Source organism: Bradyrhizobium sp. LHD-71 (genome assembly GCF_031157255.1).
Classification (GTDB): Bacteria; Pseudomonadota; Alphaproteobacteria; order Rhizobiales; family Xanthobacteraceae; genus P52-10.
On sequence record NZ_JAVIFX010000005.1, the window covers coordinates 286,240 to 302,198 of the forward strand.

Genomic DNA, 15,959 nt, shown 5'->3' on the forward strand with positions numbered 1-15,959 from the left:
CGTGCATCGGCGTCACCGCTGCTCATTCTGCTGCGGCTGCCATTGTTTGGGTCAGCTTGCTCTCGTTCTTTCCTTCCGCGAGGTTGCGTACCACCACGTAGAAGATCGGCGTGAAGATCAGGCCGAACAGCGTGACGCCGAGCATGCCGAAGAACACTGCGACACCGACCGCCTGTCGCATCTCCGAGCCGGAACCGGTCGACACAACCAACGGCAATACGCCGAGAATGAAGGCGAATGAGGTCATCAGGATCGGCCGTAGGCGGAGCCGGCAGGCTTCGATGACGGCCTCCAGCCGCGACCTGCCTTGAAGCTCGATGTCGCGCGCGAACTCGACAATCAGGATCGCGTTCTTGGCCGCCAGTCCCACCAGCACAACAAAGCCGATCTGTGTCAGGATGTTGATGTCCTGGCCCATGATGCGCACGCCAATGGTGCCCGCGAAGAGGCACATCGGTACGATCAGGAGGACCGCGAATGGCAGAGTCCAGCTGCCATATTGCGCCGCCAACACCAGATAGACGAACAGCACGCAGATTGGGAACACATAGAGGCCGGCATTACCCCCGGTCACCTGTAGATAGGACAGATCGGTCCATTCGAAGGAAAAGCCGCCTGGCAACGTTTCTTGCGCCAGTTGCTTGATAGTGTTGAGAGCTGTCGTTGAGCTCACGCCCGCCGGTTCACCCTGTATCTCGGACGCCGGGTAGAGATTGTAGCGCGCGACGCGGTCCGGTCCGGAGATGTTCTTGAAGTCCACGACGCTTCCGAGCATCACCATGTCGCCGGCGGCGTTACGGGTACGCAGCCGAGCGAGATCGGAGGTCTCTTTGCGGAATAGTTGGTCGGCCTGCGCCGTGACGCGATAGGTGCGTCCGAACAGGTTGAAGTCGTTGACATAGGTCGAGCCGAAATAGGTCTGGATCGTGTCGTTGATGTTGGTGATCGGCACCCCCAGCTTTTGTGCTTTGACGCGATCGATATCGACGAACAACTGCGGTGTGTTCGCGGAGAACGGTGAGAACACTGAAGTCAGGTTGGGTGACTTGCGCGCTGCCGCCACCAGTTCATCCGTCGCAGCCGCCAGCAGCTCAGGTCCGCGACCTTGCCGATCCTGCACGCGGACTGCGAAACCGCCGCCTGTTCCGACACCCGGCACCGCGGGTGGCGGAATGACGATCACGAAAGCGCCCTGGACGACCGACAGTCGCTTGCGCAGTTCGGCCGTGATGGCGCTCGCCGACAATCCCTTTTTCATCCGCTCCTCCGGCTCGTCGAACACCGGAAAAAGCGCGGCGGCATTGCCCGCCTGCGTGAACGTCGCGCCGGAGAAGCCGGCGAAGGCCCCGACACGGACGACACCTGGCGTATCCAGCGCAATCCGCTCGATTTCGCGGACTACCGCGGTAGTTCGCGCCAGCGACGCAGCGCCTGGCAATTGCGCCGAGATGATGAGGTAGCCGCGATCCTGTTCCGGAATGAAGCCCTGCTGGGTGCTCACGAGCAGCCAACCGGCGCTGCCGATCAGCGCGAGATAGATCACGAGCATCGCCACCGTATGTCGGATCACGAAATTGGCCGATGTCGCGTAACCGTGCGCGAGGCGATCGAAGGCGCGGTTGAACAGCGCGGTGAACCTGTCCCAGCCGCGCGCGATGATATTCCAGCGCGCCGGCGGACGTTGTTCCTCGTGCGGAGTAAGGATCAGCGAGGCCAATGCCGGCGACAGCGTCAGCGAGCAGAAGCACGAGATCGCGGTCGCGACCGCTATGGTGACGGCGAATTGCCGGAAAAACTCTCCGGAAATGCCACCCAGGAAGGCCGTCGGCACGAACACCGCGCAGAGCACCAGCGCGATCGAGACCAGCGCGCCGCCGACCTCCTCCATAGTCTTGAGCGCCGCCTCGCGCCGGCTCGTACCGAGCTGGAGATGTCGCTCGACATTCTCGACAACCACGATCGCGTCGTCGACCACGATGCCGACCGCGAGAACCAGGCCAAACAGCGTCAGATTGTTAATTGAGAATCCGAGCGCGGCCATCACCGCGAAGGTGCCGACCAGCGACACCGGGATCGCGATAATCGGGATGATCGCAGGGCGCCAGCCCTGCAAGAACACCAGCACCACAATCACGACGAGCGCCATCGCCTCGTAGACGCTCTTGATCAGCTCATGGATCGACCGAGCGATGAATTCGGTGGGATTGTAGCCGATATTGTAGTCCAATCCGTTCGGAAAGTTGGTCTTGAGCCGTTCCATCGTGTCGGAGATATGCTTCGCGGTGGCGAGCGCGTTCGATCCGGGCCGTTGCGTCACGACCATTGCGACGGCCGATTTGCGCAGAATGAAGCTGCTGGTGTTGTAGGATAGCGCACCGAGCTCGACGCGAGCGACGTCGCGCAGCCGCACGATACGACCATCGGAGCCGGCCTTCACCACGATGTCCTCGAACTCCCTTATATCTTTGAGGCGGCCGGTGAAGACGAGGTTCGGCTGGAATGCGCGATCGGCAATGGGCGGCTCCGCGATCTGTCCGCCCGCGATCTGCAGGTTCTGGGCGCGGATCGCTGCAAGCACTTCGCTTGATGTCAGACCAACATTTGCGATCCGGTCGGGATCGAGCCACAACCGCATCGAGTAGTCGCGCGCGCCAAACATCTCGATGTTGCCGACGCCATCGATTCGCAAAAGCTCATCGCGCACCTGCAGCAACGTATAGTTGGAGATGTAGAGCTGATCGAACGTGTCGTCGGGCGACAGCATAAACACCGCCATCAGGATGTCGGGCGAGTCTTTGCGGGTCACGACGCCGTTGCGCTGCACCTCCTCGGGCAGACGCGGTTGCGCAATCGCAACGCGGTTCTGCACCAGCACCTGGGCCTTGTCGAGATCGGTACCAAGCTTGAAGGTCACGGTGATGGTGAGCTGGCCGTTCGACGTCGCTTGGCTGTAGAGATACAGCATGTCCTCGACGCCGTTGATCTCCTGCTCGATCGGGGCGGCGACCGTGTCGGATACGGTCTGCGCCGAGGCGCCCGGATATCTCGTGGTGACTGTAACGGTCGGCGGCACCACCTGCGGGTATTCCGATATCGGTAGCGTCGTATAAGCGATCGCACCGACAATCACGAGCACGATCGACAGCACCATCGCGAGGATGGGCTGGTTGATGGAAAGCCTTCCGAGATTCATGGTGTGGCACCTGTTGCCTTATCGCCTGTCGGCGTTGCCATCGTCGGTGTCACTTTGGCACCGACGCGAGCACGCTGCAGACCATCGACGATGACATGATCCTCGGCCTTGAGACCTTCGCGAATAACCCGCAGCCCTTCATCGAGTGGCCCGAGCACAACCGACCTTGCCTCCACGCTGTTGTCTTCCTTGACCACGAACACGATCTTGCGCGATTGATCGGTTGCGATGGCGGTGTCCGGGATCAACAGCGCCTCATATGGCGCGGAGCCAATGATCCGGACCCGGCCGAATTGGCCTGGCAGGATCGAGAGATCCTTGTTTGGGATGATCGCTCGGCTGCGCAGCGTCGCGGTCGAGTCGTCCAGTCGATTGTCGAGGAAGTCCATCTTTCCATCATGCGAGGGCTTCGTCTCGCCGGACAGAGTTACCTGCACCGGGTTAGACGTGTCGCGAGAACTCGGCCGCTTGCCCTCGAACCACAGCTTGCTGTTGCGCTGATAGGTCGCCTCGTCGACGTCGAAATACATATAGATCGGATCGAGCGATACAATCGAAGTCAGTAGTGTCGCGCCGCCCTCGCTGCCCTGCACGAGGTTGCCCGGAGTCACGAGACGACGGCTGACGCGGCCGGCGATCGGTGCGGTCACGTGGGAGAACTCGATATTGAGCTGCGCAACCCTCAGCGCGCCTTTGGCCCGCGTCTCCGCGGCGCGTGCCGCCTGCAGCGCCTGACGGCGTTGATCGACCGATTGTTCGGAGACCGCGCTCGACTGCACGAGGCTCAGAGCGCGATCGAGGTCTCGCTTGGCAAGCTCGCCCTTGGCGCGCGCGTCAGCGAGCTGCCCCTCAGCTTCTAGTGCGACCGCTTCGAACGGGCGAGGATCTATGACGTAAAGCAGATCGCCGGCCTTGACGATCGCACCGTCCTTGAATGCGACACGGTCGATGAAGCCGCCGACACGAGCGCGGACCTGAACTTCCTCGATCGCCTCAAAGCGACCTGTGAACTCGTCCCAATCCGTGACGGTCCGCTTAACCGGTTGCGAAACCGTGACCGGCGGCGGAGGTGGGGTGACCTGCGATTGCCCCTTGTCATCGCAGCCAACGAGCGCGAGCGCCAACAGCATACCGATCGGTGCTCCGCCGCACCGCGCAAAGTAGCGAAGCGAACCGCGATCGCGCCAAATCGCCGGAGCGCGATACTCCGTTGTGTCTGCCACATCCACTTCAATCTCTCCAGGGACCTAGAATGTTATGTATGAATTGGCCAGGACCTCAGCGGGCGTGACGATGCCGCCAGCGTCGTCGTCGTTTTGTGCCCGCGGGCTTTTTGTTAGCTTCAGATCCTCGACCATCATCGCCGTGGCGTGGCGCGCAAGCGCCTGGGTCGGGGCGTTGGTGTTGCCGCTGGTGATGGTCGGCATGATCGAGGCATCGATCACCCTGAGGTTGTCGACGCCGCGAACCCTCAGCCTTGCGTCAACGACCGCTCGCTCATCCTTGCCCATCCGGCACGTGCCGACCGGGTGCCACATCGTGGACACAGTACGCTTCACATATTCGCTGATCTCGGCGTCGGAACAGATGCCAGGCCCAGGCTCCTTCTCTTCCTCGATCACCGCCGCCAACGACTCCTGCGCCATCACGTTACGGATCGCATGTACCGAGTCCACGGCGGCCGTCAGGTCTTCATCCTCGCCCATGAAGTTGGGGTTGATCAGCGGCATCGACGTCGGGTCGTTGTCGGCTAACCGCACCCAGCCGCGGCTCTTGGGTCGAAGCACGACGAGCTCGAAAGTGATGCCCGAGCGATCTCCCGTAGCTTTGAGGTCCTGGTTCGAGATGATGGGCGCGTGATAGCATTGGATCGTGGGATCTGCGGTGAAGTCGGACGGGTTCCAGTGCGAAACCGTCTCGATGCCGGTACCCGCGGCCGGGCCATCCTTGGTGACGAGATAGCGCAGGCCCGCCTTCACAGTACCGAGACCGTGCGCGGCGGCCTGATAGCCGAGATCTCCCTTCACATAGGCGCGCACCGGCACCATCGGGTGGTCATGGAGATTCTCGCCGACTTCAGGAGAGTCCACGATCACCGCGATGCCGTGGTCGCGCAGCTGCTGGGCCGGTCCGACACCCGAATGCATAAGAATCTTCGGACTATGGACGGCGCCGGCCGACAGCACGACCTCTCCGGCCGAGATCGTCTCGAGGCCATTGTCGCTCAGCTCGACGCCGACCGCCCGCTTGTTTTCGATAAGAACGCGAGTAACGGTCTTGCCTGTGAGAAGGGTCACGCGGCCCGAAGCAAGGTGCGGGCGTAGATAAGCATCGGCCGCACTGCATCGGCGAGCATTTCCAACCGTCGACTGCACGGGTGAGACGCCGATCTGGCTCTTGCCGTTATAGTCTGGATTGAACGGGAGCCCGTATTCTTGGAAGGCCTTAAGGCAGTACTGATTCAGTTTGTTGATGCCCTTGGGCAAAGAAACCGCCAGACCACCATTGATGCCATGATAGTCGTCGTGGAACGTGTCGTTGTCTTCCTGCGCCATGAAGACCGGAAGCAGGTCTTCATACGACCAGTTGCCGGTGTCGCCGACCGCGTCTTGCCACGCGGCAAAGTCGCGCGGCTGACCGCGGACGTAGGCCATCGCGTTGACCGAAGAGCCGCCGCCGAGCACCTTGCCGGAGCGAAAGGCCTTCTTAGCGCCGTGCTGGGGAACTGTCTCGTATGTCCACACATGCCGGTCATGGGCCAACATTAGCGCAAAGCCTGCTGGAATGTGGATGAAGGGATCACGATCCGTGTCGCCTGCCTCGACCAGGGCGATCGAGGCATCGGTATGTTCGGCGAGATAACTCGCGACGACGCAGCCGGCCGCGCCAGCGCCAACTATGACAATGTCGTAGGCTTCCTCGGACATCACTGTTTGTCTCTTTCGCGTTGTTTGCATCGCCAAATGAACGACCATAGCCGCGGCGCCTTCGCGGTGCCTGGATGCCGAGATCAATTGGACTAAGTTCGGAAAATGACTTTGCGTGGCTGGCGAGGGAAATGACCTCTGGCCATGGAGTCGATAGCCGATCGTTATTGGCTGACGCCACGCGGCGCGAGAAAGAGCTTCCTGGAGCAAGAACGCGCCCGACTTGCGAATGGATTGAGGACTGGCGCCTCTTCATTCTCTATCGCTATGAAAACGATACGCATCGGCGATTGGAAATGTAGGTCGGGCGCCGCGATCAATGGCTCTTGCAGCGTGCGTCATTGCCTCGCCGCAGTTCAACTAACGCGAACAGGAGACCCCTGATGCCCGAGAAATTTCCCCTCCCTACCAAACCCGAAGATGTTATCCCGTCGCTCGTAAAGCGTTTTAACTCCGGCGACGTCATGAACCAGATGGCGATGTACGCGCCGGAGGCCGTGTTCGTCGCGAACGATGGACGAGTTATCACCGATCACGCGGAGATCACTGCCATAATCGGGCGCGATATCAAGCTCGGCCTGTCGCTGGAGACCAATGTGCGCCATGTGTTTGTTGCCGGCGATACCGCTCAGATCGTTCTGGATTGGTCTATTCATGGCAAGGGTCCGGACGGTAAGGACGTGCACGTGCATGGCACGGCGTGCGACATCGTGCGTCGCGGCGCGGATGGATTCTGGCGTTACCTCATCGACAATAATCAAGGGACGGCGGTGCGGCGGGCCGTCTGACATATCTGCGCCACGGCGAGTGTCGGCGACGGAGCCATTCTTTCAGCCTCGCGCCGACGACGCCCGCGATAGGGCGCCGGCCTATCTGTCCGGCCAGTCCAACGCCTGAGCGAATTGGAATCGTCGGGACATGGACGGCTGTGACTGACAACACGACCTCGCCGCTATGATTGTCTCGACGCCAATGTTGCTCAGCTCGACGCCGACAGCCCGCTTGTTCTCGATAGGAACGCGACCGTGGTGAGGTTCGGGCTCAGATCAATACCAACGGTGCTGGATCATCGTTCGATCGCGACCATCTTTTGGCGCGCGTAAGAATAGGGTCTCGATGACGCCTGGTTCAATGAGCCGTCACTTCAACGTAGCAAGATAGGCGGCGAGGTCCGTACGGTCCGTCGGATTCTTCAGACCGGCGTACGGCATCCTGTTTCCGGGAACCGCTTTCTGTGGCGATTCCAGAAACGCATCGAGGGTCTTCGCATCCCAGACAATCCCGGAGTTCTTCATCGCGTTACTGTAGCGGAAACCGGCGACCGCGCCTGCCTTCCTGCCGATGACCCCTGCAAGTCCCGGTCCGACGCGATTTGCGTTGTCTAGCGCATGACATGTTGCGCACGCTTTGAAGATGGTCTTCCCGTGCTCGGCGTCCTGCGCGTAACCGGAAGTCGCAGTTGCTCCCGCAAGCACGAACACCGCGATAAACGCGGCGATTGTCCTCTCGCTTTTCATGGGGATGTCCTTCGTTTGGATCGGGATCAGAGGTGGCGCGGGCGTGCGACGTAATCGTTGAGGTCGTCACCAAGCCGAAGCGCGAGGGCCCCCAGCGGGCCTGTGGGGTTGTAGCCCGCATTGAACGGATAGACGGACGCACCGACGACAAACAGGTTCTCCGCATCCCAGTGTTGCAGGCGAGGGGAGACGACGCTGGTGCCAGGATCACTTCCCATGATCGTGCCGCCGGTAACATGGGTGCTCTGATAGATGCGGCTGTCGTACGGACCCTTGCGGGGCGGTGTCGGCGGCGCGATGTCGGCACCCGTCGCTTTGGCGATCTCGTCGATCGTTTTCGACAGATAGATGGACATCCTGCGCTCGTTCTCACGAATATCGAACGTCATGCGCAGAAGCGGTTGCCCATAAGCATCGACATAGGTGGGGTCGAGATCGACATAGTTCTCACGATGCGGATACCAGCTGCCATGGGCGGATATGGTGAAATTGTGGGCGTACCAATCAGCGTTGGCCTTCTTCCAGGCCGAGCCCCATTTCGGGGTTCCAGGCGGGACGCCTCGGCTCGTAATCGGTCGTCCGTTTGTAACGTTGGCGTAGATGTAGCCGCCTCCGAGGAAGCCGAGACCGCTGTGGTCGAAATTGTCACCGTTGAATTCGTCGATCACGGTTTGTGAGGCACCGGACGCGAGGAACGGGTTGATCCAGCGGTCCTTGAAGAAGACACGCGTTCCGGACATTGTCTGGTGGCAGAAGTTCTTGCCGACGACCCCTTGACCGGTCTTCGGGTTGTAGGGCGCTCCGATCCCTGCCATCAGCAGAAACTTGGTGTTCGACATCGTAAAAGAAGAAAGCACTACGACGTCCGCCGGCTGCTCGTACTCCTCGCCCGTTACCCGATCGATGTAGCGAACGCCGGTCACGCGCTTGGACTTGCGATCATAAAGAATATCGAGAACGTGAGTTTGGAGGCGCAATTCGAAGCTCTTGCGCTTTCTCAGCATCGGATAGAGCAGAACTTCAGGGCTGGCCTTGGCATTGGCTTCGCAAATGAAGCGCTCGCAATGACCACAGAATTGGCACTGACCAAGCTGCATGCCATCGGGATTGGTGTAGGCCTCCGGCGAATTTGCTGCGGGCAAGGGGAAAGGTTTGTAACCTAACTTCTTGGCTGCCTCGCTGAAGATCACACCCGCTTCAGTGATAGGTAGAGGTTTTTGCGGAAAGTCGTTCTGTCGTGGTGCCTCGAACGGATTTCCGCCCTCTTGCAGCTTGCCACGCAGATTTCCCGCCTTGCCGGCGATGCCGAACAGTTTTTCGAACTGATCGTGATAGGGTTCCATCTCGGCATAGGTGACGCCCCAATCCTGGATCGCCATTTCAGCTGGAATAGCCTTCTTTCCATACCGGTTCTCAAGATGGGTGCGCAAAACGGGGTCAGATTCGCTCCAGCGCCAGGTCTGTCCGTTCCAGTGATTGGCAGCACCGCCCATTCCCTCGCCGGGCTTGAAAGATTGGAGACGCCGTATCGGCAGAGCCGTTTCGTCGCCATTATGGCGAAGCGTGTAGGCCTGGACGGACCAATCTTGAAAGAGCTCACCATGGACGTCCCAACGCAGTTCGTCGCGTTGCGATGGCAGACTTGTTGCGGCGGTATGTGTATGGTCGATTCCACGTTCAAGGACGACGACATCGACGCCCTTGGCAGTCAGTTGGCGAGCAGCCAGCGCCGCCGTGAATCCGCCGCCAACGAAAACGACCGCGCGGTGTTTCAAGCGTGTAGCCATGATTTTCGTCCCTCAAGCGAAGTCGGCGATTGATTTCGGATCGGCCGCGCCTGGAAAGGGCTTGCCACGGAAATCGATCATGTCCTGTGAGTGAACCGCCGGCAGGCCCGGATAGCCGATAGCCTTCCAGAACACCTTGCCGGCATTGCCGCCGTAGATGGGATCGGCAAAGCAAGCTTGCTCAAACAATGGATAGACAAGTTCGTTGAACCACGAGGAGAGCGGCACGCGCTCGTCCGTCACCTTGCTTCCGGCTATTTCATAGAGAAAGCGGTCAGCGTCGCTCGCAGCCAATTCACTAAACGACTTGCCATTGCGCGTCCGGCAGGCCGCATCCGCAGCAGCAAGTCCAGCCTTGAAAAACTGCTCGGGCGTGAGCGGCGATTGATAACCGAGCTCCGGCTTACCCTCTCGCCAGGGGCCGCGCATATAAAGGCGCGCGCCCTTACCGAAACCGCTTGCCAGCTGTCGATCGATGTAGGTCGCGAGCCCGCAATCGACGCCGCCTGGCGTCAGCGCATCCGCAGGACACATCACGTTGACCATTGCCTCGACGAAGCCGGCTTCATCCGGCCCGAATGACAGGTAGCCGGGCGTCGGCCATGGCGGTTTGCAAGTCGCAGGACTCGCGGAAGCATCCACGGCCTGGGAGGGCGCAGGTTGGGATGCTTCCGCGAGAGCCGTGGTGGTCGCGGCGGTTCCTACCACGACACCCGGAGCGACAGAAGCTGCACCGGTGGCGGCGACAACGCCGAGAAAGCGCCGACGGCTGGCAACGTGGGTCTTGTCGTTTGGCTCATCGGTCATCGGAGTTGCAGTCCACTGTTTTTGGTCGCCGCATAATCGTGTGATTTCGCGGCTACTCCTTTGCGGCCCACGCGCGGCACGGCGGCTCAGCGCGTTAGAATGTTAAGGCGTCCACGTTTGCGCGGTGCCTTGGTCACAACCAGAATCGGACGCGGTGGGCGAAATTAGAAATTCCCTTTGGGTATGCTTTCGATAGGTGTGAGGCATCGTCGCCTAAACGCGTTGGGCGCGCCGTTGCCCACCGCGATTGCAAATCTGCTCATTTCCGGATTGTCTCGGATACAGCCCCGGAAAGCGGAGGCGCGCTGTCGTTTGGACGAACGGCGACGGATTATGGATTCGCGGTACGGTCCGTGGACTTATTTTTCCGGCCGCGGCGGCGTCCGGCCCGCGGTGTTCTCGTTCGGGCCATTCAAGGAAGCGACCGTCGATGCACGATCTTTCTGCGACACTGTCGCATTGCGACCATGACCTCTTTCGCGCCGACGTCGTCGAGGGATTGAGCCGCCTTCAAAAAACGATCCCTTGCCGCTGGTTATATGACGAACGAGGATCCGACCTGTTCGAAGAGATCACGCGCCTCGAAGACTACTACCCAACGCGCACGGAGACAGAGATCCTGCGGGCACGCCAATGCGTAATGCGGGAATTCGCGGGGCCGGGACCAATCCTGATCGAGTACGGCGCGGGCGCCGGCGTGAAAACTGAGGTGGTGCTGGAGGCGCTCATGGCGCCGCGGGGCTATGTGCCTATCGACGTCGCACGGGAGTACCTGCTTCAAACGGCGCATCGGATGGAAAGTCGCTTTCCTTCTTTGTGGGTGCGCCCCATCGAACGCGACTTCCTAAGCGTGTTCGAGATGCCCACGGGAATGCCTTCGGGTCGGCGCGTCGGATTCTTTCCTGGGTCGACGATCGGAAACCTCGACGCCGCCGAAGCCGAGGCGTTCCTCTCTCAGATGGTACGCCACGTTGAACCTGACGGTGCCGCGATCGTCGGCGTTGACCTCGCGAAGCCGGTCGAGACGCTGCTGCGAGCCTACGACGACAGTGAAGGCGTCACGGCACAGTTCAACCTCAACCTGCTCGCCCGCATCAACAAAGAACTCGGGGGCGATTTCTGCCTCGACCGCTTCCGGCACCTCGCGAAGTGGAACGGCGCCGAAAGAGCGGTCGAGATGCACCTGCTAAGCCTCACAGACCAATGGGCTTCGATCGGTCAACGCCGATTCCACTTCCGGGAGGCCGAAACAATCCACACGGAGAGCTCAAGGAAATACGATCGCGAGGGGTTTGCCGCGCTCGCGAAACGCGCAGGCTGGCGGGTGTCGCAGGCGTGGGAGGATGATAAGGGGTTGTTTTGTGTGTTCGCACTCTTGCCGCACGCCGCCAAACTCAACGCCGGCGTGACATCTCGCACGGTCATCGCAAAAAACACCAATCTGGAGAGGATCGATGCAGCGCACGGACCACGTTAACTGGATGCTCTCCGCCGCGCTCGGGACGCTCGCGCGCGCCGAGAGAATGCACCAGCAGTTTCTGAAACTGCTACCTCGCGAGGGATTGCGCGAGCCGTGTTGGGAGCCACCTGTCGATGTGCTCGAGACGGAGGCGGAGATCCTGATCCTCGTTGCGCTCCCGGGTGTCGCGCCGGATGATGTCGAGGCAGTGATCGAAGGTGACACCCTCGTCATTCGGGGCCGCCGCGAGCCTCCCGTGGAATTGCGAGATGCGCGGATCCACCGTTTGGAGCTCCCGCAGGGTTGTTTCGAACGTCGCCTCGCCCTGTCGCCTGGACGATACGCGATAACCCGATTCTCCAGCCATGGGTGCATCGGCCTTCGTCTCAACAAGTCGGCCTGAAGGGGAGAGTATGCCAGACGTCGAAACAACTTCTGCCGACCAAAGCGGTGTGCGGCCGATCTCGATCCCACAAGACGCTGTCCCAATTGTTCCGGTACGCAACACGGTCCTTTTTCCGGGGATGCTCGCCCCGATCACGCTAAGCGCGCCGTCGTCCGTCGCGGCCGCACAGCAGGCGGTCCGCGAGCAGCGCCAGATAGGAATCCTTCTGCAGCAAGACGCTGAGTTGGGTGAAGCGGGACCAGACGACCTGTACCGCATCGGCACACTGGCCAACGTCATCCGTTATCTGACCGGACCCGACAACACACATCACGTCGTCTGCCAGGGCGTGCAGCGGATGCGAGTGCTCGATTTCATTCCTGGCACGCCATTTCTTACCGCTCGCGCTCTTGAAATCCCTGAACCCGCCAGTAGCTCGCCAGATATCGAGGCGCGGTTGCTGAACCTGCGCCGGCTTTCAGTCGACGCCGCGCGACTGCTCCCGCAGGTGCCACAGGAGTTGATCGTCGCGCTTGAGAGCAGCCAAACACCGAGCGCGCTCGCAGACCTTGCCGCGTCGTTCATGGACATCAAGCCGAAGGAGAAGCAGGAGATCCTGGAAACGGTCGACCTCGTCGCGCGCATGGACAAGGTCGCACGACGTCTCTCCGAGCGCATAGAGGTCCTGCGCCTCAGCAACGAGATCGGCCTGCAGACTAAGGCGACGTTCGACGAGAGGCAACGCAAGGCCGTCCTTCGCGAGCAGATGGCGACGATACAGCGGGCGTTGGGCGAGGGCGACGGCAAGGCCCAAGAGATCGCGGAGTTGGAGGACGCCATCGCCAAAGCGAACATGCCGGAAGAGGCGGAGAGCCAGGCGCTGAAGGAACTTCGGCGCTACGAACGCATGCCCGAAGGCGCCGCCGAGGCCGGAATGGTCCGAAACTACCTCGACTGGCTGAGCGAGATGCCATGGGGCCTGCCGTTAGAGGCGCAGATCGATATTGCGGAGGCAAGGCGCATCCTGGACGAGGATCACTACGGACTCGAGAAGATCAAGAGCCGGATCGTCGAGTACCTCGCAGTCAGAAAGCTCGCACCAGACGGCAAGGCGCCTATCCTCTGCTTTGCTGGGCCGCCCGGCGTCGGCAAAACGTCGCTGGGCCAATCGATTGCGCGCGCGATGAAGCGCCCGTTCGTGCGTGTCAGCCTCGGCGGCGTCCACGACGAGGCGGAGATTCGCGGCCATCGACGAACCTACATCGGTGCGCTCCCGGGCAACATCGTTCAAGCAGTCAAGAAGGCAGGCGCCCGTAACTGTGTCATGATGCTCGATGAGATAGACAAGCTCGGCCGGGGGATTCGAGCCGATCCCTCCGCCGCGATGCTCGAAGTACTTGACCCGGAGCAGAACGCGTCTTTCCGCGACAACTATCTCGGCGTTCCGTTTGACCTGTCGCGTGTCGTATTCCTCGCGACCGCGAACCTCCTCGACACGGTGCCGGGCCCGCTGCTCGACCGCATGGAGGTCATCAGCCTGCCGGGTTACACCGAGGAGGAGAAGCTTCAGATCGCGCGACGCTACCTCGTGCGCCGACAGCTCCAGGCAAACGGCCTGACGTCCGAACAAGCTGACGTAGATGACGAGGCCCTGCGCTTCATCATCAGCGGATACACCCGCGAGGCGGGTGTCCGCAGCCTGGAACGAGACATCGGCAAGACCCTGCGCAACGTGGCGGTCCGGATCGCGGAGGGAAGCGCGACCGCCGTTAGGCTGAATGCGAACGACATCGCAGCAATACTCGGTCAGCCGCGGTTCGAGAGCGAAGTCGCGATGCGGACGAGTATCCCCGGGGTTGCAACGGGTTTGGCGTGGACGCCGGTCGGCGGCGACATCTTGTTCATCGAAGCCACGCGAACACCCGGCAAGGGTGGTCTCATCCTCACCGGACAGCTGGGCGACGTGATGCGCGAGAGCGCCCAGGCCGCGCTGACCCTCCTCAAGACACGTTCGTCGGAGCTCGGTGTTGACGCCGGCGTGCTCGACGGTAGCGACATCCACATCCACGTGCCCGCAGGCGCGACGCCAAAGGACGGACCCAGTGCCGGCGTCGCAATGTTCACAGCCCTTGCGTCCCTCGTTACAGGTCGCAATGTCCGCAGCGATACGGCGATGACCGGGGAGATTTCACTACGGGGTCTTGTGTTGCCCGTAGGTGGGATCAAGGAGAAGGTCGTCGCCGCCGCTGCAGCGGGCTTGTCGCGCGTCCTGCTGCCGGCGCGCAACCGCCGCGACTACGACGACATCCCCGCCGGCGCCCGGGACAAGCTTGAGATCGTGTGGCTTGAACGCGTCGATGATGCGGTTGCCGCCGGATTGGAGGAGCGCGCAAGCCCGCCCGCGCCAGCGGTAGGTGTGCGGACCGACCAGTCCGCGGTGGCCGGCCGGCAAGCGCGATGACACGCGACTGGACGTTTCCGCATCCGCGTAGTTCGGTCGGTTAGGAACGACTCGCGGCGGTCGATCTCGGTTTGAGATCTCTCGCCGACGCGAATGGGCATAAATTCATAAAGCTTCGCGCGTCGCTGAAATGCTCGACGGGCAAATTCATGTTGCGGCTGAATATATCAAATTCAGCGGCGACCACTACTCGGCAGCCCGAAATTGCGTGATGGTTCAGCGGCTTCAGTTGAAGGCAACGAAGACAGAACCGATCGAACCCCAGATCAGGTTGGAGCGCGAAAGGCCCTTCAGCCAGTCGCGCAGGCCGCTTACATGAGTTGGCCTCATCCCGCTGTCCCGAAGCCGAGCTGATGTGGGTCTGAGCACCATAAAGGCTTCTTGGACGTGGCAGGCGAGCTGTATTGGCGTATTTCGCGAAAAGACCTGGACGAGTTGATGACGACTTTGGACGTCAGCTCCGTCAGGCTGTCGGAGTGCGCACTTGCGGCGGATGCCCACCTGGCGGTCGCCCGCACGGCGACGTCCACCATTCACTATTGCTTTCGAGGGACCGGGTTCATCCTCCTTGAGGATGAAGCGCCGATACGTCTGACACCACACACACTGGTGATCGTTCCACCCGGGCGGGCGATGACAATAACGGCGGCAGCCCACCCAGCCACACTACGGACCGTCGGCAAACGGAACGGCAGGGACTTCACGCTGGGGTCGTTACAGCGGCACTCCGTTGGGCACGGAGCGCCAACGCTGGTGCTTGCCTGCGGGTCCTTCCGGGCCAACTACGGTCCGGCGCTCGACTTGTTCGCCTCCCTTGCGACGGCCGTCGTCGAGAGGTTCGACGTGCACGACCAGCTCGACCAGGTCATGTCCTATGCGATGGCAGAGCTCACTGCCCAGCACGTCGGAGGAGGAGCGATGTCGGCGGCGCTCCTGAAACTCGTCCTGCTCGCGTTGCTCCGGCGCTGTTTGGTGTCGACGAACCCTTGGGTCGAGCGCTTCGCGATATTGAGCGATCCGCCGATCGCGCGGGCGTTCGCCGCCATGACCTCACGCCTGTCGGTCCCACATACGGTACAGAGCCTGGCGCAGGCCGTCGGTCTCAGCCGGTCGGCTTTCATGGCGCGGTTTTCCGCTGCATTCGGAGAGTCGCCGATGTCATTGCTCCGCCGCGTGCGGATGCGTCACGCGGCGGACCTGCTTGCCGCCAACGCGTTGTCTATCGACCAAGTCGCCTTGAACGCTGGCTACCAGAGCCGGAGTAGCTTCACCCGCACGTTCCGCAGGTACTACGGCAGCGATCCGTCAGAATACCGTGCCAAGGCGCAGCGTGCCTTCTCCGAAAGGGTAACTCCCGCTGAAGACATGATTGAGGAATCCGATGCGGGCGGACATCGGCCGGCAGCGGCAACAGCGTAAGTGC

General features: G+C 61.3%; 11 protein-coding genes. 5 read left to right on the forward strand and 6 right to left on the reverse strand.

Translation table 11 applies throughout. The annotated features are described in order from the left end of the window. Positions 1–22: 22 nt before the first annotated feature. The 3 genes from RCO31_RS07690 to RCO31_RS07700 form a co-directional block, all read right to left on the reverse strand. Positions 23–3,193: a multidrug efflux RND transporter permease subunit gene (locus tag RCO31_RS07690; RefSeq protein ID WP_308967667.1), complete on the reverse strand. Its 3,171-nt coding sequence runs from the start codon at positions 3,191–3,193 to the stop codon at positions 23–25. Continuing rightward, a complete protein-coding gene (locus tag RCO31_RS07695; protein ID WP_308967736.1) occupies positions 3,190–4,323 on the reverse strand; it encodes an efflux RND transporter periplasmic adaptor subunit in 1,134 nt (377 codons plus the stop codon). Before RCO31_RS07695 ends, RCO31_RS07690 begins: the two co-directional genes overlap by 4 nt. 117 nt (positions 4,324–4,440) lie before the next feature. Beyond that, a complete protein-coding gene (locus RCO31_RS07700; RefSeq protein WP_308967668.1) occupies positions 4,441–6,168 on the reverse strand; it encodes a GMC family oxidoreductase N-terminal domain-containing protein in 1,728 nt (575 codons plus the stop codon). 335 nt (positions 6,169–6,503) lie between these two features. Between RCO31_RS07700 and RCO31_RS07705 the strand changes: the two genes are divergently transcribed. Beyond that, entirely contained in the window at positions 6,504–6,908 is a 405-nt protein-coding gene (locus RCO31_RS07705; RefSeq protein WP_308967669.1) for a DUF4440 domain-containing protein, read from the forward strand. Between the two features lie 351 nt (positions 6,909–7,259). Here the strand turns inward: RCO31_RS07705 and RCO31_RS07710 are convergent, their stop codons facing one another. The 3 genes from RCO31_RS07710 to RCO31_RS07720 are packed head-to-tail and all read right to left on the reverse strand — an operon-like array spanning position 7,260 to position 10,231. Then, a complete protein-coding gene (locus RCO31_RS07710) occupies positions 7,260–7,637 on the reverse strand; it encodes a cytochrome c family protein (protein ID WP_308967670.1) in 378 nt (125 codons plus the stop codon). Between the two features lie 26 nt (positions 7,638–7,663). Next, entirely contained in the window at positions 7,664–9,424 is a 1,761-nt protein-coding gene (locus RCO31_RS07715) for a GMC family oxidoreductase (RefSeq protein ID WP_308967671.1), read from the reverse strand. Between the two features lie 12 nt (positions 9,425–9,436). Continuing rightward, positions 9,437–10,231 carry a gluconate 2-dehydrogenase subunit 3 family protein gene (locus RCO31_RS07720; RefSeq protein ID WP_308967672.1) on the reverse strand — a complete coding sequence of 265 codons (795 nt, stop codon included), beginning with the start codon at positions 10,229–10,231 and terminating at the stop codon, positions 9,437–9,439. A 430-nt stretch (positions 10,232–10,661) separates the two neighbouring features. Here RCO31_RS07720 and egtD point away from each other — a divergent pair, with 430 nt between their 5' ends. From egtD to RCO31_RS07740, 4 genes are all read left to right on the forward strand, one after another. Beyond that, a complete protein-coding gene (egtD, locus tag RCO31_RS07725; protein WP_308967673.1) occupies positions 10,662–11,708 on the forward strand; it encodes an L-histidine N(alpha)-methyltransferase in 1,047 nt (348 codons plus the stop codon). Further along, positions 11,686–12,093: an Hsp20/alpha crystallin family protein gene (locus RCO31_RS07730; protein WP_308967674.1), complete on the forward strand. Its 408-nt coding sequence runs from the start codon at positions 11,686–11,688 to the stop codon at positions 12,091–12,093. Before egtD ends, RCO31_RS07730 begins: the two co-directional genes overlap by 23 nt. A 10-nt stretch (positions 12,094–12,103) precedes the next feature. Next, the gene (gene lon / locus RCO31_RS07735; protein WP_308967675.1) at positions 12,104–14,536 is read left to right on the forward strand and encodes an endopeptidase La; all 2,433 of its coding nucleotides are present in this window, start codon (positions 12,104–12,106) and stop codon (positions 14,534–14,536) included. A gap of 438 nt (positions 14,537–14,974) precedes the next feature. Continuing rightward, positions 14,975–15,955, forward strand: coding sequence for an AraC family transcriptional regulator (locus RCO31_RS07740; protein WP_308967676.1), 981 nt, complete (start codon positions 14,975–14,977; stop codon positions 15,953–15,955). Positions 15,956–15,959 lie beyond the last annotated feature (4 nt).

Bases quoted from the DNA above. Each gene is read 5' to 3' on its own strand.
- RCO31_RS07690 (WP_308967667.1), bottom strand. From the start codon at position 3,193: ATGAATCTCGGAAGGCTTTCCATCAACCAGCCCATCCTCGCGATGGTG.
- RCO31_RS07695 (WP_308967736.1), bottom strand. From the start codon at position 4,323: ATGCTGTTGGCGCTCGCGCTCGTTGGCTGCGATGACAAGGGGCAATCG.
- RCO31_RS07700 (WP_308967668.1), bottom strand. From the start codon at position 6,168: ATGGTCGTTCATTTGGCGATGCAAACAACGCGAAAGAGACAAACAGTG.
- RCO31_RS07705 (WP_308967669.1), top strand. From the start codon at position 6,504: ATGCCCGAGAAATTTCCCCTCCCTACCAAACCCGAAGATGTTATCCCG.
- RCO31_RS07710 (WP_308967670.1), bottom strand. From the start codon at position 7,637: ATGAAAAGCGAGAGGACAATCGCCGCGTTTATCGCGGTGTTCGTGCTT.
- RCO31_RS07715 (WP_308967671.1), bottom strand. From the start codon at position 9,424: ATGGCTACACGCTTGAAACACCGCGCGGTCGTTTTCGTTGGCGGCGGA.
- RCO31_RS07720 (WP_308967672.1), bottom strand. From the start codon at position 10,231: ATGACCGATGAGCCAAACGACAAGACCCACGTTGCCAGCCGTCGGCGC.
- egtD (WP_308967673.1), top strand. From the start codon at position 10,662: ATGCACGATCTTTCTGCGACACTGTCGCATTGCGACCATGACCTCTTT.
- RCO31_RS07730 (WP_308967674.1), top strand. From the start codon at position 11,686: ATGCAGCGCACGGACCACGTTAACTGGATGCTCTCCGCCGCGCTCGGG.
- lon (WP_308967675.1), top strand. From the start codon at position 12,104: ATGCCAGACGTCGAAACAACTTCTGCCGACCAAAGCGGTGTGCGGCCG.
- RCO31_RS07740 (WP_308967676.1), top strand. From the start codon at position 14,975: ATGACGACTTTGGACGTCAGCTCCGTCAGGCTGTCGGAGTGCGCACTT.